This is a genomic window from Clostridium ragsdalei P11 (genome assembly GCF_001675165.1).
Lineage (GTDB): Bacteria > Bacillota > Clostridia > Clostridiales > Clostridiaceae > Clostridium_B > Clostridium_B ragsdalei.
Genome location: NZ_LROS01000033.1, coordinates 139,594 through 158,398, shown reverse-complemented (window position 1 = coordinate 158,398; position 18,805 = coordinate 139,594). Strand labels below are relative to the sequence as shown.

Below are 18,805 nucleotides of genomic sequence, written 5' to 3'. Positions count from 1 at the left end.
TAGTATTATAACTTATACATGTAATATTTACATACTTTTGATAAATATTCAATAGAAAATGTATGACCTATTTATTACATTAAAGACTTTTCCAAAATGATTTTAGTTGTGAATTGAAGTTTCTTGTATGTTTTTAACAAAAAATTTACAAGTTTGTCATAGAAAAGACACAGACTATGTACTTAACTATTTTCATAAAATGAGGTATAATTATCTTATGCAATTATATACTTTTTAATAAGTTAAGGGAATATAATTTAATTTTGTTATTTTTAAGGAGTGGTCACAGTGGCTAAAATAGCTAGAAGTTCAGTGCCTAATGCGTTTACGTTTGCTAATCTTAGTTGTGGTGTAATGTCTCTAATGATGTCTTTTCAGGAAAATTATTTATGGGCCGGTATATTTATACTACTTGCATGTTTAGCTGATAGATATGATGGAAGAGTTGCTAGATTTTTAAAAGTGTCCAGTGAATTAGGTAAACAACTGGATTCCCTTGCAGATTTAGTTTCTTTTGGAGTTGCCCCATCAGTTCTTACATTTAATATCTATAACTTTTCTACTTTTGGATTATTAGGTTATATGTTAGTATTGTTATTACCAATATGCGGAGCATATAGACTTGCAAGATTTAACATTACTGATTTTGATGGACAATTTTTTGGTATTCCAATAACTTTTGCAGGTATGTTTATGGCTTTATATTGTCTGATTACATTTAGACATCCTGTTCCTGCAGAATTTACCATTTTACTTGTCATAATACTTTCTTACCTTATGATTTGTAAATATAGGTTTAAGAAGTTTTAATTTTAGTAAATAACCACATTTTATAAAAGAGATTAAGTAAAAATGTATTTTACTTAATCTCCTTTTGTATCATCATCCTCATCCATATCATCTAAATTATTTAGAAACAATTCTTCATCTATTTCTGTTTCCACATATTTAATTTGCATTTTTTCTTTTATAACTTCAGTAGTAAGTTTACAGTATTCTGAGTATACTTCAGTAGAATCCTTTAATGTATCCACAACTTTATCAATTACATTTCCAAGCTTATATACTCTCTTTAAAGAATCTTTAACTTCACCTTTATGCACTCCTGCTATGGAATTTAATTCTCCAGCTCCACCTATTAGCAGTCTGTAGGAATTAGTTAATTTGGATAATAGCTCTGCTAAATTATTTACATCACAATAATAATCTTCAATTATTTTTCTATGGGACAATATTTATCACCCTGCCTCAAATTTAAGATTTTCGCAACATGGTGGAGAAAAATTTTTTAATTAATAGTTAAGAATGAAGAATTAATAGTTAATGCGGACTTTTCTCCGTTACACTACAAAAAATCTTTGATTAAGCTTTTCACCACTCGTTTCGCTAAAGCGAAACATTGCTGATTCATATAAATTTAAAGATTTTTTGCAACAGCTAAAAATCATCCTTTACTATTAATTTTTCATTATTAATTCTTAACTTACAAAAGTTAAGTTATATATAAATCTAGCTTCCACTTAGAAAACCTATAGTATTACTATATTATCTATATTATTATTTAATAAAATTAATGCACTAATTATAAAAATTTATAATTAGTGCATTAATTTTACTCTTATATATAATTTAATGGTATTGAATTTAATGTAAACATATTTATTTAATTCTTATTAGTGAAATTAAATACAATATAGCTTTAAAAAAACATATAATTATTGTATCATTAGAGTATATCATTTATGTTGGTAGTATTCAGTCCCATAATCTTCAAAAATTATTTTTATTATTTAGTGTGTACAGAGGTGGTATACTTTGAACTATAAATCAGGAGAAAGTGAACTTTATCACAAAGGAACACTTTACCTAGATAGTTTAAAATGCTTTACTAAACGTAAAGCACATAAAGAAAATTATAACTTATGGATTTTAGAAGGAGTCTTAAAAGGTATTACTGATATTATAAAGGTTTTTGACTCCAATGGTAGAATCCTATTTTTTAATGAAGCTGGATGTAAGTTTTATAAAAAAACTAAAGATGAAGTTAAAGGTAAAAAGTGTTTTGAAATTTTAAACATGAAAGAAAACTGCAAAAACTGCGGTTTAGAAGAAGCCCTTAGAACTAAAAAGCTAATAAGAATAGAAAGGTATTTTCCAGAGTATAACAAATTTATGGATTGCACTTATAATCCTGTGATGGACAATTTGGGAAAAGTAGCATTTATTGTAGAACAGCAAAAAGATATTACCAAGAAAAAAATATTGGCAAATACAATTAGAGAAAGTGAAGAAAGGTACCGCAAAATTATTAATCTTTCACCAGAAGCAATCATTATAACAGTAGATAATAAAATTGTACTGGCAAATCACAAAGCCTGTAATTTAGTTGGTACAGACTATGATAAGATAATTGGAGAAAATATTTATAAATATATATCAAAGGAATTTATAAAAACTGCTCACAAGCGGATGAAACAGATATTAGAAGGTAAAAAATCTAAATCCATATCTGACTATAAAATTGTACGCTATGGTAATACCCTAATAGATGTAGAAATATCAGCAAGTTATTTAATGTATAAAGGCAGCCCTGCGATTCAAGCAATAATTAGAAATATTTCTGATATGAAAAGGAGACTAAATGAAGCATCTAAGCTTCAAAGAAAATACATTGAAGATGTATCTCCTATACCTGAAAAACTTCAATTAGAAAGTCTGTACATGCCTGCTAAAACAGTAAGTGGAGACTTTTTTAGGTTATACAAGGTAAACGAAGATTTAATTCTTGGAATAATTGGAGATGTTAGTGGCAAAGGAATTACAGCAGCCCTTAACGTACTAGCATTTTTTGTTTTATTTCGTGAAGCAATTTTAACAAGCTGTGATCCACTTGAAATAGTTAAAATTTTAAATAAAAAAATTGCTGACTATTTAAGTGACAACCACTGCATCGCTGCTTGCTGTTTTAGTTTAGATTTTAAGAAAAATGAAGCAAGAGTAGCAGGTGCTGGGATAAGCCAGTTTATGTTTCAAAAAAGCAACTGCAATCCACAAGAATTCATAGTTAAAGGTCCTTTTCTAGGTATGTTTCAAGATGCAGTATTTGATGAAAATGTGATTTCCTTTAAAGAAGGTGATAGATTTTATTTTCCTACGGATGGGTTAGACTTCATATTTAATGATAATGAAATTAGAAAAAATTATCTTAAATCACACACATTAACTGAATTTATAACTTACTTGAAAGCTAAATTAAATGACATAATCAATGAAACCGGAGCATTAAAAGATGACAGTACAATAATCGCTTTGGAAATAAAATGATTTTGGAGGATATATATGAAAAGTAATGAATTTATTTTATATGGTTTGTCCAAGTACAAACAAATTATCGATAAAATCACTGCTGAGTTAAATGCTTCAAAGTACAATTTTGATATTAAGCTAATACTTACAGAAGCTTTAACTAATGCCTTTAAGCATGGTAACAATATGAACATGGACAAACCTATTTATTTAAAATATGTATATGATGATTCAAATGTTCAATTTGAAATTAAGGATTGTGGTACTGGATTTAAAGATACAATAATTAACAAACAATTAGATAATGAAAACATACTAGAAGATGAAGGAAGAGGATTATTTCTCATTAAGAATCTTTCAGATCACATTGAATTAAAACAAAATACCCTAATTATAGAAAAATCCTTGGCTAGCTAGGAAATAACAATAACATTCATCATTATAATTGTTTGAAAAAACTTATACAAATACAAAATCTATTTATCTCCCATTTTATTGAAGATGGGAGTTTTAGCCATTAAACGAGAGTATGATAGTTCGGAGGTATTTTAATGAAAAAAAGTTTAAAAAATAAATTAGGTTTAATGTTCTTTGTATTTATAACTGTTCCTCTTATTATTTTAGGAAGTTTCTCTTATATTAGGACTTCTAGTTTATTACAAAATACAGTTAAAAACCAATTAGAAAGTACTTCAAATCAAACAGTGCAGTCTATAGATGAAAAAATAGATTCGGTAGACAAGTATATTAAAATTTTAAGTTCTGATGAGAGAATGGCAAAAATTGCCTCAGGCGATACCACTTACAATAATGAAGTCTATAATTATCTACAAAAAATACAAAAAGAAAACAGTAGTATAATAGAACGTTTAGTTATCACAAATACATCAGCTAAAGGAATTATTAGTGACTCAAGTGAAAATTATAACGCCGACTATAGTGACAGAGACTACGTCAAAGACGCCTTAGAAGGCTCTAAAAACACTAATAAAAAAACTGTTTTAATATCAAAAATTACAGGCAAACCTGTAATAGGAATTGCCTATCCTTTAAAAATTGACAATAAGATTGTAGGTACATTAATCGGAATAATACCTTTTAAAGGAGTATCTAACGTCAAATTAGGTAACTTTGGATATGCATATATGATTAATAAAGATGGACTTATTATCTCCCATCCTAAAACAGATAAAGTATTTAAAGAGAATATTTTAAATAGCACTAACAACCAATTAAAATCTTTAATAAATGAAGCTAAATCAAGTGGAACTTCCGAAGGATACTATAGCTATAACGGATCACGTAAGTTTGGAAAATTTGTTTCCAATAATAATTGGATTATAGCGGTAGAAGCTGACTATGGTACATATATGTCTCCTGCTTCAAGTATTAGAAACTTTACAATTATAATAGCTATATTAGCTTTACTTATTACAATATTTTTAGCCTATAGATTTTCTATAAGAGATATAATAAATCCAATTAAGGAATTAGAAAGTTTAATGACCAAAGCTGGTGATGGTAACTTAACTGTAAGGTCTAAAATAAATACAAAAGACGAATTACAGACATTAGGTGAATACTTTAATAAGATGATTGAACATCAGGATAATACAATACATAATGTCAGAGATGCATCAGAAAATTTGGCTGCTTCTTCAGAAGAACTAGCCTCTTCTAATGAAGAAATAAGTTCTACAACAGAACAAATGACTGGCACTATAGAAAAAGTTGCACAAGATGCTGAAACTCAAAATAACTCTATTGTAGAAGTATCAGAAGTTTTGGTTCAACTGTCAAGCTTGGTTCAAATATCTCAAAATAGGGCACTCACAGCTAAAAAGAATTCCAAACATACCATGGACACTGCGGAAGAAGGAAGAAATAAAATTGAAAATACAGTTGATGCTATTGAAAATATCCGTAAATCATCAACTGCAACAGAAACTACTTTAAAAGTCCTGCAAGAGCTTTCCAAAAAAGTAAGTGGAATTATTGATACCATAAACAGTATTTCATCTCAAACTAACTTACTAGCGCTAAACGCAGCTATTGAAGCAGCAAGAGCAGGAGAACACGGGAAGGGCTTTACCGTGGTGGCAGAAGAAGTTCGTAAACTTTCAGAAGAAACTAACACTGGAGCAAATGAAATATCTTCATTGGTAAGCGAGATGGTAAATGAAATAACCAAAGCTGTAAAAAACATGAATTCCAGCAAAGATGCAGTTGAATCTGGTGTAGTAATAGCAAAAGATGCCGATAAATCTTTTGTAAGTATCATAGACGCCGTAAATCAAATATCAAGCAACGTAAATGAAATAGTAGATGTTACAAAAGATGAAGTTGCTACTTCTGATAAAATAGTAAATCTTATTAATACAGTTGCTACTATTACTGAAAACACTGCAGCTAGCAGTGAAGAAGTTGCCGCATCTGCCGAAGAACAAAACTCAGCAATTGAAAATGTGGCAGCTAGTGCTGAGGAATCTAGCGCATTAGCCGTATCCTTAAACAATCTTGTAGAAAAATTTACAATTTGAGGTGATTTAAAATGAAGGATCTAAATATTGAAATACCAGAAAACTTTGCTGTTGACGAAGCAGATGATCTTAGACAAAAACTTAATTCTTTAATAGATAAAGGTGAAAAAAATTTTTCATTGGATTTTAGTAAGTGTACCTTTATTGATAGTACTGGACTTGGAGTTTTAGTCTCAATTTATAAAAAGTGCAAGAACATGAATGGGAGTTTTAAACTTTATTCAGTTAGAAATGCAGATGTTATGAAAATTTTTAATATGACACGATTAGATAAGGTATTTGAAATAAATAATTAACTAAAAAGGGCCTGTTACACTAGTTTATTAGTATAACAAGGCTCTTTTAACTTACCTCCACAAAATATAATAAAACAATCCTAAAGCTTGTTTATAATACTAGCAATGTATCCTGCCCCAAATCCATTATCAATATTTACTACACTTACTCCGCTGGCACAACTGTTAAGCATTGAAAGAAGAGCAGCTACTCCTCCAAAACTTGCTCCATATCCTACACTTGTAGGTACTGCAATAACAGGTTTATCAACAAGACCTCCTATGACACTAGCAAGTGCACCTTCCATACCTGCAATTACTATGACTACTTTAGCTTTTCTTATAATATCTAATTTATTAAACATCCTGTGTATTCCGGCTACACCTACATCAAAAATCTTTTCTACTTTATTTCCAAAAATATTAGCAGTTTCAAAAGCCTCTTCTGCTACAGGTATATCTGATGTTCCTGCTGTAACTATAGCTATATATGATTCTGTCTTATCTTTAGAGTTTTTTACTATAGTTATAGTTCTCCCTGATTCATTATACTTTGCATAAGGGCAAATTTCTTTTACAGCTTTATACATTTCTTTGCTAGCCCTAGTCCCCAATATATTATTATCCTTGGTAAGCATAAACTCAACAATTCCCTTTACCTGATCTACAGTTTTACCTTCACAATATATTACTTCAGGGTAGCCAACTCTTATTTCTCTATGGTTGTCTACCATAGCATATCCTAAATCTTTAAATGGAAGATCCTTCAGTTTTTCAATTCCTTCTTCCACCCCTATTTTGTTGTCTTTAATATTTTCTAACAGATTTCTGAGTTCTGATTCATCCATTTTTTCACCCCATAAAGTAAAGTTATTTATGCCACAACAATTATCAACTATAGAAACAACTTCCCCCCATAAATTCTCTCAAAATGGAATTATCCGGAACAAACTTAACATCCACTGATTTAAAGAAATGGAGGAAACTTTTAAGTCTCAATGCTTCATAATATACAGGACTAGAACTATTTATACCATCCAATTCTTTAAGTGCATAATCCTTTAGCACGCATAGCTCGTACACTAACGTAGAATTAAACATAACATCTGCATTTTCCTGAAATACAAATATATTTTTTTCTTCTCCATTTTTTATAGAAGGCCACATCTTTAGAGTATCTTCCGCACTATAGCCTCTAAAAAGAGAATCTCTAACTATTCTCCTTATAATTCTCACATCAGTAGTAGCTATTCTATTATGATTATCCAAATTTAGTTGAGTAAGAGCACTTATATATATTTTAAATTTATTCTCTTTTGGAATGGCAGAAGTAAGAAGTTCATTCAATCCATGTATTCCTTCAATTACAATTACACCTTTTTCCGGCAGCTTCAACTTGTTGCCAACCCATTTTCTACATCCTGTTTTAAAATCAAATGTAGGTACTTCAATTTCTTCTCCCCTCATAAGTGCTTCCAAATCATCATTAAAAAGTTTTAAATCAAGGGCATATATAGATTCAAAATCATAATTTCCATTTTCATCTTTTGGAGTATGGTCCCTATCTACAAAGTAATCATCCAATGAAATTGGAACCGGTATAATTCCATTGACTCTTAATTGTATTGAAAGTCTTTTTGAAAAAGTAGTTTTTCCAGAAGAACTTGGTCCTGCAATCAACACAACTTTTACATTTTTTCTTTCGCTTATCATATCAGATATATAGGCAATTTTCTTTTCATGAAGTGCCTCAGCTATCCTTATCATGTATGCAATTTCTTTATTTTCAACCTTATGATTTAGAGATCCTACATCTCCTACTTCAAGTATATTTCCCCATTTTTCAGTTTCATAAAATATCTTACTTAATTTTTTATATTCTACAAATTTAGGCAAATTATAAGGATCAGATTCCACAGGATGCCTTAGTATAAATCCTGGCTCATAATACATTAAATCAAACACCTTCAATACTCCCGTAGAAAATGCCATAGAGCCATAAAAATAGTCGTATCTACCATCTAATTCATATAATTTTACTTCATCTGTATTTACATAGTTTAAAAGTCTTACTTTATCTTCCATGCCATAGTTTCTAAAAATTTCTATTGCATGTTCTTTAGTCATCCCTATTTTTTTTATAGGTATATCCTGTTTTATTATCTCTTCCATTTTCTTTTTTATCTTTTTTATATCTTCTTCACAAAGGGGGGTATCTTTATGAATTTCCCCAAATATACCTTTACTTAAAGAATGCTCTATAGTAACTTTTGCCCCATTAAATAAATCATATACAGATTTAATAAGAACAAATTGAAGTGTTCTTGCATAGGTTTTGTTTCCTAACTTGTCCCTTATATCTACTATCTTAAAAGTTCCAGATTTCTCTAATGAATTAGTAAGTTCAAAATATTCTTCATTGACTTTTGCAAGTACCACAGGTATATCTTGTACAGGATAATTGTCCTCAAATATTTTATACAAACTGGTTCCCTTTTTAACCAATATATCTTTCTGACCAATCTTAAGATTTAATACATCTTTTCTGTCTTTCTCTTGTATTTCACAAATATCTTTGTACATCAATTTAGTACTTACCTTCCCCATATAATTCATCCCCTTTGACCTAAATATCCTACTAAATTAAGTGCTACTATCATTATACTTCATATTTATTCTAAAATGTTCTCGTTTTTACTTATATTTTTTTGTATTAATGTAAATATATAAATAGATATATATTTTCAATATATAATTTGCGACTTGAAGGGTGGTATTTTATGTTCATAGTACTTTTTAGAACTATTGTCTTATATTTACTAGTTGTAATATCCATGAGGCTTATGGGAAAAAAACAGATAGGTGAAATGGAACCTTTTGAATTAGCTGTAGCAATAATGATATCCGAATTGGCTTCTCTTCCAATGCAAGATACCAGAATTTCTATAATTCACGGTATAATTCCAATAATAACTCTTTTGACTTTACAAACTCTTTTAGCACTACTCCAGCTTAAGAGTGAAAAAATAAGATTGTTTTTTAGTGGAAAACCAACCATATTAATTGATAAGGGAAAGCTGGACTTAAAAAAATTAAAGGATGAAAAATTTAATATAAATGATTTAATGGAAGAACTGAGAATGCAGGGATATTATAATTTATCCGATGTAGAATATGCCATACTTGAAACCAGTGGCCAACTTTCTGTTATACCTAAAACCGAACTTACCCCTGTAACTAAAACAGATTTAAAAATAAAACCTTCTCAAGATGTGCTACCCATAACACTCATAATGGATGGTAAAATAAACTTTAAAAACCTAATTATAGCAAAAAAGGATGAAGCTTGGCTCAAACAAATGATGAAGAAAAACAGCATAGTTTCCACAAAAAACATATTAATAGCTTTACTGGATTCAAAAGGGAAATTTTATTACCAACTAAAAGAAAAAAATACACAGGATGTGATTAAATGAAAAGTTCTATAACATCTTTTACCATATTCATATTGATGATGTTATCTATACTATTTTCAATACAATATTTAAATACAATATGTAGTAAATTAGAAAGTTCGAACATAAAAATACAAAAATCCATTGAATCAAATTCCTGGAATGAAGCCCGTAAAAATTATGAGAATTTCATGGTTCAGTGGGAAAAATATTCACCAAAGGTATCAATTTTTTCAAATCATAATGAAATAGACAATATAAACAGTGAGTTATGGAAACTAATGCAGCATATAACATATAGAAATGGAGAAGAATCCCTAGCCTCTGTAAATGTAATAAAAAATTTGCTGCACCATATACTGAAAATGGAGCAACTAAACATTCAAAATCTATTTTAAATGCAATTTTCTATTTAAATTCCATATATTCGATATTGTATTTATGGTAAAAACGATTTACTTCTGATATACTGTAATTGTACGTTTAGTACCTTTAGGCTTAGCTAGCGAATATTGTAAAAATGTTCGGAAAATAAGTTTGTCCATAACTTTAAAAACTTTATATAGGGTTCATAACTTAAACTTATAGATTTATATGTAAAAATATCTTATTCTTATATTAATAAAACATAAGAATAAACTGAATTGCTTATAATATATTCATGTGTATACATCTAGCTTTCACTTAGAAGCCCTATATTATAGCTATAAAATATTATATTGGAAGGTGGAATAATAATGGCATTAGTTACTACTAAAAACATGTTCAAAAAAGCTTATGAAGGAAAATATTCAATAGGCGCTTTTAATATTAATAATATGGAGATAATTCAAGGTGTAGTTAATGGAGCAAAGGCTAAAAACTCTGCTGTTATTTTGCAATGTTCAGCAGGTGCAATAAAGTATGCAGGTCCTAAATATTTAAAAGCCATGGTAGACGCTGCAATAGAAGAAACAGGTATTGACCTTGCACTTCACTTAGATCATGGTCCTGATTTTGAAACTGTAAAGCTGTGTGTGGAAAATGGTTTTACTTCAGTAATGTTTGATGGTTCTCATTTTGATTATGAAGAAAATGTAGCAAAAACCCAGGAAGTTGTAAAATATGCTCATGACCACGGAGTAGTAGTGGAAGCAGAACTTGGTGTACTTGCTGGAGTAGAAGATGATGTATCTGCTGCAGAACATATATATACCGATCCAGATCAAGCAGAAGACTTTGTAAACAGAACAGGTATAGATTCCTTAGCAATAGCTATAGGTACTTCCCATGGCGCATTCAAATTTCCACCAAACTTCAAACCTAAATTAAGATTTGACATACTTGAAAAAGTTCAGGAAAAACTTCCAAATTTCCCTATAGTACTTCATGGTGCTTCAGCTGTAGATCAAGAAGCAGTAGCAACTTGCAATAAGTATGGAGGAAATTTAGCTGGTGCTAAAGGAATACCAATAGATATGCTTAGAAAAGCTTCTTCAATGGCTGTATGCAAAATAAACATGGATACTGACTTGAGATTAGCTATGACTGCTGCTGTGAGAAAAACTTTTGGAGATAAACCAGAAGTTTTCGATCCAAGAAAATACTTAGGTGCAGGAAGAGATGCAATACAAAAAGTAGTAGAATCCAAAATAGATAATGTACTTGGTTCTGCAAATTCCTTAAAATAAAAAATAAGAGGCTTCCTTATTAGGTTTAAGGGGGCCTCTTATTAAATTTTTATTAATTTAACCTTTATATATTAACTTTTATGGTATAATTCAAAATAACAATAGTTTTTTCGTAGGGAGTGAATTCTTTGGAAGAATGTGAAACAAGAATAATAAAAATAGATTCTGACCATATAAGGCTAAAGCTAAAACAGATGAAGGCTATAAAAGTCAAAATGGAGAATCAAACAAATTGTATATACGACTTTGAAGATGGACGTCTTATAAAAAATAAAGGTTATGCCAGAATAAGAATTGTAGAAGATCTACTTCACAATTCGACTCATTTTTATATGACTACTAAAAAGCTTTTAAGTCAGGAAAAATATAAAGTAATGGAAGAGAATGAAACTGAAATACTTGACGCAGAAGCAGGCAAAAAAATATTTAAATCACTTGGACTAAACTTACTCCAATCTATAAAAAAGTATCGGGAAAGTTACAAATATAAAAACAGCTTAGTTGAAATAGACATAAATGACACATCCTTCTGTCCTTTCCCCTATATAGAAATAGAAACTAAAAGTGATGAAGAGTTGAATGAATTGGTAGAATTGCTGGGGTACTCCATAAAAGATACTACCTCTAAAACTATATATGAAATATTAAACGGGAAATAGGAGCCTCTATGTTTGGTTATGTAACTCCATATAAAATGGAGCTTAAAATAAAGGATTATGAAAAATTCAAAGCTTATTATTGCGGATTATGCAGGTCTATAAAATGTAACATTGGAAATGTTCCCAGAGTATCTCTAAATTATGACATGACTTTTCTTGCACTGCTTTTGGACTCTTTAGAAACTGGTGAACAAACTTATGTAAAAAAAAGATGTATCCTTCATCCCTTGCAAAAAAAGATTATTTTAAAAGATAATGATTCTTTGAAGTATGCAGCTTTTTGCAATATATACCTAAGTTATTTCAAACTTTTAGATGATGTAGTCGATGACCATTCTTTTAAAAGCAAGGTATTATCGGTTTGTCTCAAAACATATTTTAACAAAGCAGATGAAAATCATAAAAAGGTTTTTATACATATAAAAGACAACTTAAGCAAGCTTTATGAACTTGAAAAGAAAACTAATAATAAATCCATAGATATGATAGCTCATCCTTTTGCACATCTTACTGGACTTATATTAAGTTCTTTTAAGTATGAAAAAATTAAAGAGGAACTGTATTTCTTTGGATATAACCTTGGGAAATGGATATATATTATAGATGCCTTAGATGATTTACATGATGATATGTCAAAGGGAAAATTTAATGTTATAAACAAATGTTTTAACGTGGAAAATTTAAACTATGAAAGATTTTCTAAAGAAATAGAAACTAGAATTGATTTCATTTTAGGTACTTGTGCTGCACAGTGCATGAATACTTTCGAAAAACTTCCTATAAAAAAGAATGAAGAATTACTACATAATATATTACAATATGGACTTTTAGATAAGATGGATAAAGTTTTTAAAAGGGGTGTTTACAAAGATGAAAAATCCATATGAAGTACTTGAAATAAATGAAAATGCTTCAAAAGATGAAATAAAAAAGGCTTATAGAACCTTAGCTAAGAAATATCATCCTGATCAGTATGGTAACAATCCACTTAAGGATTTAGCCGAGGATAAAATGAGAGACATAAATGAAGCCTATGACTATTTGATGAAAAATGAAGGGACAAATACATATAGTAGTGGAAGCAGTGATACCTATACTGGCAGCAATTCTAGCACATATCAGTCTGTAGAAAATGATATTTATAATGGGAATTTAAGCAGTGCAGAATCAAAACTCATGGGAATAAATACAAGAGATGCAGAGTGGCACTACCTCATGGGAATTTTAAATACTAGAAAAGGCTGGTATAACCAGGCTAGCACTAATTTAAGCACCGCCTGCAGTCTTGATCCAAATAATTTTAAATATCAAGATGCATTAAACAAGTTAAGAGGCATGAATAATTCCTATAGACAGCCTTATTATGACAACAGGAGAAAAGACCCTGATATATGTAACATCTGTGCTACATTATATTGTTTGGACTGCTTATGTGGAGGTGGAAATTGCTAAAATTATCAATTTAAAAAGAGGTGGGTGTAAATGACAAGAACTCAAAATAAAACCTCCAATATAACTAAAGGAGGTTTTTTAACTACCTTAGGAGTCATCTTAATATACTTAAGTGGTATAGTGCCAATAAATAAGGCTTCTCTTCTGGCTTTGGCTTCTTTTATCATACCATTATCGGTGCTCGTTACAAGTCCCAAAAACGCTATTACTATTTATGCAGCTACTTCCTTACTCTCTCTTTTAATATGTGGGTTTAAAATTACAGTGCTTTCCTACATAGTATTTTTTGGTCTCTATGGATTAATAAAATATTTTGTTGAAAAACTCAGGAAATTACCTCTTGAAATTATAATAAAGCTTGCTTTTTTTAATATATGTTTGTTAGTGCTATTTTTACTTTACAGCCTGTTTTTCCCTGGTCTTTTAAAGATAAAAATAAATCCTTATTTGATTGTATTAGGTGCACAAATAGCATTTCTAATATATGACTACTTATTAACCTTATTTATAAATTATGTTAACAGATATATTTTAAAAATAGTAAAATAATATTGTATTTAATAATAAACTATTGACATATGAATTTATGGTGATATAATGTTTATTGTTGAGGCTTACATAATAATGCCCATTCGCCAAACGGTAAGGCACCTGTCTCTGGAACAGGTATGTGTTGGTTCGAATCCAGCATGGGCAGCCAAGAGAGAACTCTTTATTTTAGGAGTTCTTTTTTAAAATAAAATTTAGAAATAAATTCTTGACAGAAAACTGTTTAATATTATAAAATGAGAAATAAACTAATATTTAGCTTTGAAAAAGGAACAGTAGTATTTATATCACTAAAGAGAGCTGTTGTTAGGTGAAAAACAGCGTGAACAGAATATGAACTCACCTTAAGAGCTTATCTGAAGAAAATCAGATACGGTTTAAACCGTTATTTTTTGAGTGAAACCAGTTTATGGGTTTAATTAGAGTGGTACCGCGGAAGTTAAATCTTTCGTCTCTTGATTTTAAGAGATGAGGGATTTTTTTATATTCTAGCAACAAATAAACACCACAATTCTACTAGACTTCTTTAGCTTACAAAAGCGTAAAGGCTATATTAAATTACAAATAAAGGAGAAGATATTATGTACAGTATCGAAACTGATAAAAAATGGCAAGCAAAATGGGAAGAAACATCACTTTATAAATTTGACGATAACAATTTAGATAAAAAATTATATGTACTGGAGATGTTCTCCTACCCTTCAGGTAGTAAACTTCATGCAGGACATTGGTTTAACTATGCTCCTGTAGACTCCTGGGCAAGGCTTAAGAAAATGCAGGGATATAATGTGTTCCAACCAATGGGTTTTGATTCTTTTGGTCTTCCTGCAGAAAACTATGCTATTAAAACTGGAATACACCCAAGTGATTCCACAGAAAAAAATATAGCTACTATGGAAAAACAACTTAAGTCTATGGGTGCAATGTTCAACTGGGAAAACGAAGTAATTACCTGTCGTCCTGAATATTATAAATGGAATCAGTGGTTATTTTTGCAATTATATAAACATGGTTTAGCTTATAGAAAAAATGCCCCTGTAAACTGGTGCCCTAGTTGTAAAACAGTACTTGCAAATGAACAGGTACAAGATGGATTTTGTGAAAGATGTGGTACCGAGGCAACTAAAAAGGATTTAACTCAATGGTTCTTCAAAATTACAGATTATTCAGAAGAACTTCTTCAGTGCCTAGATAAGCTAGATTGGCCAGAAAAAACAAAAGCTATGCAAAGACATTGGATAGGTAAATCCACCGGTACAAATGTAACTTTTAAAGTAGCAGCTTCCGATATTGAGTTCAGTGTATTTACCACAAGAGTTGATACCTTATTTGGTGTTACTTATGTAGTTTTATCACCTGAAAATACCTTAGTTGATAAATTAACCAAAGAAGAATACAAAGATGAAGTAGAAAAATATAAAGAATCAGCTAAGAAACAAAGTGAAATCGAAAGACAATCAATTACAAGAGAAAAAACTGGTGTATTCAGTGGTTCTTATGCTATAAATCCTATAAATGGTAGGAAAGTTCCTATATGGATAGGAGATTATGTACTAAATACTTATGGTACTGGTGCCGTAATGGCAGTTCCTGCCCACGATGAAAGAGACTTTGCATTTGCAACAAAATATAAGTTACCTATTGAAAGAGTTATAGAAGGTGGAGATTCCTTACCTTATGTAGAACATGGCAAGATGATAAATAGCGGTGAATTCAATGGTCTAACTACAAAAGAAGGCAAAGAAGCTGTAACTAAAAAACTTGAAAGTGTGGGATTAGGATCTGGGAAAGTAAATTACAGACTAAGAGACTGGTTAATTTCAAGACAGAGATATTGGGGAACCCCTATTCCTATAGTATATTGCGAAAAATGTGGAATAGTTCCTGTACCAGAAGATCAACTGCCAGTTGAACTCCCTTATAATGTAGAATTTTCTCCTGATGGTAAGTCTCCTCTTTTAAAATCAGAAGAATTCATGAATACTACATGCCCTTGCTGCGGAGGTCCAGCAAAAAGAGAAGCCGATACTTTAGACACATTTGTATGTTCTTCCTGGTATTACTTAAGATATGTTGATAACAAAAACAGTGAAAAACCTTTTGATAAAGCTAAAATAGATAAAATGCTTCCAGTAGACATGTACGTGGGCGGCCCTGAACATGCTTGCATGCATCTTCTGTATGCACGATTTATTACTAAAGCTCTTAGGGATATGGGATTCTTAGACTTTGACGAACCTTTCCTATCTCTTAGACATCAAGGTATAATACTTGGTCCTGATGGCCAAAAAATGAGTAAATCAAAGGGAAATACCATAGCTCCAGATGACTGTATACAAGAATACGGTTCTGACGTATTTAGGATGTATTTGATGTTTGGATTTGACTACAGCGAAGGTGGAGCTTGGAACGATGATGGAATTAAATCCATAAGTAAATTTGTAGATAGAATTGAAAGAACTATCTCTTCCGTAAAAGAAATTATAGAAAGTGGAGATACCGGAAAAGCTTCTATGGATACTGCCGAAAAAGAACTTAACTATACAAGAAACTTTTCAATCAAGTCTGTATCAGAGGATGCTAATAAATTTCAATTTAATACATCTATAGCTAGAATTATGGAATTTACAAATGCACTTTCCAAGTACATTCAGCAAAAAGATAAAAATATATCGCTGCTAAAAGATACTGTAATTGATTTTGTAAAAATCATAGCACCTTTTGCACCTCACTTTGCAGAAGATCAATGGGAATCCTTAGGAAAAAGCTATTCCATATTTAATGAAAAGTGGCCTGATTTTGAACCCGATGCACTTATAAGAGATGAGGCAGAAATAGCCATTCAGATAAATGGTAAAATCAAGGCTAAAATAAATGTATCCACAAACTTGAAAGAAGACCAGATAAAAGAGTTATCTCTTTCTAATGAACATATCAAATCCCTTTTAAAAGGTAAAGATATAAAGAAAGTCATAGTGGTAAAAGGCAGGCTTGTAAATATAGTAGCAAAATAACAATATGTAAATAGCTGTCATTACTAACTTCAGTTGCTAGTTTTAGCTAAAACCTGCAACTGAATTATAGCATGACAGCTATTTATACATTTGAAGTAACTTTTCTGTAGAGCGGAGTAAGCTTACAAGTTCAGACACTTCTCCCTCTTCAATTAAATTATTTAATTGAATTTGATATCTAGTTGATTCAGTTAACTTTCCCATAGAAGACATAGTAAGTATATTGTTCATTATATCAGAAACCAAGCTTGACTTTACTTCAAATAACTTTTGAGCATCTTTTATTTCATCCTTGATCTCAAGCATCTGTTGATCAAGCTGGAAAGCTGCATCTGCTGCACTCTTAAGTTTTAATTTTATTCCACCAGGTATATCCTGCTTATATTTGTAATTTAAGGAATGCTCTATAGTAGCCCAAAAATTCATGGCAAGAGTCCTTATCTGAAACTCAGCTAGTATTTCTTTCTCACCCTCTGCCATATTAACAGGGTATTTAATTATTACATGGTAGCTCCTATACCCACTTTCCTTCACATTAGATACATAATCTTTTTCATACATTATACTCATATCTTTCCTATTTCTTATTATCTCAACTACTTTTTCTATATCATCTACAAACTGACACATAACTCTAATACCAGCTATATCTTCCATCTCATAACCTATTCTGTCAAGAGGTATATTGAATTTATTGGCTTTCTCTAATATACTAGATATCTCCTTTACTCTTCCAGTAACAAATTCTATTGGTGAGTATTCATTTTTTTTTCTATATTCTTTTCTTATACTTTTAAATTTCACTTTTAACTCTTCAACAGCCTGACTATATGGTATTAAAAATGTTTTCCATTCCCCTATTGCCACATAAATCACCCCCAACGAATTATATAAGTACATTATTATTATATCAAAAATTTAAATTATTCAATATAGTATATATGTTTCCTATACACTTAATAGTATAATTTTAATAATTTTTTTGATATAATAATATTATAACTTAATAATCAATAGAAATAATATATTATTCATAATGAAGGTGGCTACAGATATGTCTAAAAAAAACTCTTTGGGTCTAAAAAGTTTAAATGAAGATGATGGCTTAAGTGAAGAAGAAAGGCAAAAACTACTACTTTACAATAAAAAAGTAGTATGTCCTGTTTGTGATAATAATTTTAATGCAAGAGCTATTAAGAAATCTTCTTATAGAATACTAAAAAAAGATTCTGACTTTTTTATAAGATATTCTATTATAAATCCCTATTTTTATGACGTATGGGTATGTGATGAATGTGGTTATTCGGCTATGAAAAGTGACTTTGAACACCTGAGTGATTATGATGCGAACATAATTAGGCAAAAAATCTCTCCTAAGTGGAAAAGTAAGAATTATCCTGAGGTATATGATATAGATTTAGCTATAACAAGGTACAAATTATCTCTTTTAAATTATTACATTATAAATGCTAGATCTAGTAAAAAAGCAATGAATTCTTTAAAAATCGCCTGGATGTACAGACTTAAGGAAGATGAAAAAAAAGAAATGGAATTTCTAAACCAGGCATTAGAAAATCTTCAAAGTGCATACTACAATGAGCCTTCTCCTATATACGGTATGGACAAGTTTACTACAATGTATCTTATAGGAGAACTTATGAGACGTACAGGTAGAGAAGAAGACTCCATAATCTGGTTCAGTGAGGTAACAACTTCTACTATAGCATCACAAAAAATCAAAAATTTAGCTAGAGATCAGAAAGATCTTATAAAGAATGTAATAGCTAAAACTGAAGATAACAATGCTATAGATGATTCAGGGGATAATAAAAAACATGGACTTTTTTCTAAATTTCACAAATAACCTGTCCATATATTTTTAGAG

18 protein-coding genes, 1 tRNA gene and 1 other annotated feature are annotated in these 18,805 nt (G+C 30.2%); of the genes, 15 read left to right on the top strand and 4 right to left on the bottom strand.

The window, feature by feature from the left end:
- Positions 1-288: 288 nt before the first annotated feature.
- Positions 289-810, top strand: coding sequence for a CDP-diacylglycerol--serine O-phosphatidyltransferase (gene pssA, locus CLRAG_RS14105; RefSeq protein WP_154104993.1), 522 nt, complete (start codon positions 289-291; stop codon positions 808-810).
- A gap of 53 nt (positions 811-863) precedes the next feature.
- On the opposite strand, the gene CLRAG_RS14100 is transcribed toward pssA, so the two are convergent.
- Positions 864-1,232 (bottom strand): hypothetical protein, encoded by a 369-nt coding sequence (locus tag CLRAG_RS14100; protein WP_065079003.1) that lies wholly within the window; start codon positions 1,230-1,232, stop codon positions 864-866.
- Between the two features lie 583 nt (positions 1,233-1,815).
- On the opposite strand from CLRAG_RS14100, the gene CLRAG_RS14095 reads away from it, so the two are divergent.
- The 4 genes from CLRAG_RS14095 to CLRAG_RS14080 all read left to right on the top strand — a co-directional run bounded on the left by CLRAG_RS14095 (position 1,816) and on the right by CLRAG_RS14080 (position 6,142).
- Entirely contained in the window at positions 1,816-3,324 is a 1,509-nt protein-coding gene (locus tag CLRAG_RS14095; RefSeq protein WP_083985728.1) for a SpoIIE family protein phosphatase, read from the top strand.
- 15 nt (positions 3,325-3,339) lie between these two features.
- Positions 3,340-3,723 (top strand): ATP-binding protein, encoded by a 384-nt coding sequence (locus CLRAG_RS14090; protein ID WP_065079002.1) that lies wholly within the window; start codon positions 3,340-3,342, stop codon positions 3,721-3,723.
- A 134-nt stretch (positions 3,724-3,857) separates the two neighbouring features.
- Complete coding sequence (locus CLRAG_RS14085; RefSeq protein WP_065079001.1) at positions 3,858-5,846, top strand: methyl-accepting chemotaxis protein; 1,989 nt, start codon at positions 3,858-3,860, stop codon at positions 5,844-5,846.
- An 11-nt stretch (positions 5,847-5,857) separates the two neighbouring features.
- Entirely contained in the window at positions 5,858-6,142 is a 285-nt protein-coding gene (locus CLRAG_RS14080) for an STAS domain-containing protein (protein WP_063555594.1), read from the top strand.
- An 80-nt stretch (positions 6,143-6,222) separates the two neighbouring features.
- Here CLRAG_RS14080 and larB read toward each other — a convergent pair whose 3' ends face one another.
- Together larB and CLRAG_RS14070 are read right to left on the bottom strand one after the other, a co-directional pair.
- Positions 6,223-6,969 (bottom strand): nickel pincer cofactor biosynthesis protein LarB, encoded by a 747-nt coding sequence (gene larB, locus CLRAG_RS14075; protein ID WP_065079000.1) that lies wholly within the window; start codon positions 6,967-6,969, stop codon positions 6,223-6,225.
- Positions 6,970-7,012: 43 nt separating this feature from the next.
- On the bottom strand, positions 7,013-8,704 hold the full coding sequence (locus tag CLRAG_RS14070) for a nucleoside kinase (RefSeq protein ID WP_167351577.1): 1,692 nt from the start codon (positions 8,702-8,704) through the stop codon (positions 7,013-7,015).
- A gap of 197 nt (positions 8,705-8,901) precedes the next feature.
- Between CLRAG_RS14070 and CLRAG_RS14065 the strand changes: the two genes are divergently transcribed.
- The 9 genes from CLRAG_RS14065 (at position 8,902) to leuS (ending at position 16,920) form a co-directional block, all read left to right on the top strand.
- Positions 8,902-9,597 carry a DUF421 domain-containing protein gene (locus CLRAG_RS14065; RefSeq protein WP_065078998.1) on the top strand — a complete coding sequence of 232 codons (696 nt, stop codon included), beginning with the start codon at positions 8,902-8,904 and terminating at the stop codon, positions 9,595-9,597.
- The gene (locus tag CLRAG_RS14060) at positions 9,594-9,974 is read left to right on the top strand and encodes a DUF4363 family protein (RefSeq protein WP_065078997.1); all 381 of its coding nucleotides are present in this window, start codon (positions 9,594-9,596) and stop codon (positions 9,972-9,974) included. Before CLRAG_RS14065 ends, CLRAG_RS14060 begins: the two co-directional genes overlap by 4 nt.
- Positions 9,975-10,313: 339 nt before the next feature.
- Positions 10,314-11,246: a class II fructose-1,6-bisphosphate aldolase gene (fba, locus tag CLRAG_RS14055; RefSeq protein WP_065078996.1), complete on the top strand. Its 933-nt coding sequence runs from the start codon at positions 10,314-10,316 to the stop codon at positions 11,244-11,246.
- Between the two features lie 128 nt (positions 11,247-11,374).
- Positions 11,375-11,905: a class IV adenylate cyclase gene (locus CLRAG_RS14050; RefSeq protein WP_065078995.1), complete on the top strand. Its 531-nt coding sequence runs from the start codon at positions 11,375-11,377 to the stop codon at positions 11,903-11,905.
- Positions 11,906-11,913: 8 nt separating this feature from the next.
- Entirely contained in the window at positions 11,914-12,792 is an 879-nt protein-coding gene (locus CLRAG_RS14045; protein WP_065078994.1) for a DUF5685 family protein, read from the top strand.
- The gene (locus tag CLRAG_RS14040; RefSeq protein ID WP_065078993.1) at positions 12,776-13,357 is read left to right on the top strand and encodes a J domain-containing protein; all 582 of its coding nucleotides are present in this window, start codon (positions 12,776-12,778) and stop codon (positions 13,355-13,357) included. The genes CLRAG_RS14045 and CLRAG_RS14040 overlap by 17 nt, the downstream gene beginning before the upstream one ends.
- A 30-nt stretch (positions 13,358-13,387) precedes the next feature.
- Entirely contained in the window at positions 13,388-13,906 is a 519-nt protein-coding gene (locus CLRAG_RS14035) for a hypothetical protein (protein WP_065078992.1), read from the top strand.
- 76 nt (positions 13,907-13,982) lie between these two features.
- Positions 13,983-14,057: transfer RNA gene (locus CLRAG_RS14030), tRNA-Gln, on the top strand.
- Positions 14,058-14,158: 101 nt separating this feature from the next.
- Positions 14,159-14,365, top strand: a binding site (T-box leader).
- Positions 14,366-14,487: 122 nt separating this feature from the next.
- Entirely contained in the window at positions 14,488-16,920 is a 2,433-nt protein-coding gene (leuS, locus tag CLRAG_RS14025) for a leucine--tRNA ligase (protein ID WP_065078991.1), read from the top strand.
- A gap of 78 nt (positions 16,921-16,998) precedes the next feature.
- On the opposite strand, the gene yjbM is transcribed toward leuS, so the two are convergent.
- Positions 16,999-17,787: a GTP diphosphokinase gene (gene yjbM / locus CLRAG_RS14020; protein WP_065078990.1), complete on the bottom strand. Its 789-nt coding sequence runs from the start codon at positions 17,785-17,787 to the stop codon at positions 16,999-17,001.
- Positions 17,788-17,974: 187 nt separating this feature from the next.
- Between yjbM and CLRAG_RS14015 the strand changes: the two genes are divergently transcribed.
- On the top strand, positions 17,975-18,784 hold the full coding sequence (locus tag CLRAG_RS14015) for a DUF2225 domain-containing protein (RefSeq protein WP_065078989.1): 810 nt from the start codon (positions 17,975-17,977) through the stop codon (positions 18,782-18,784).
- Positions 18,785-18,805: the final 21 nt, after the last annotated feature.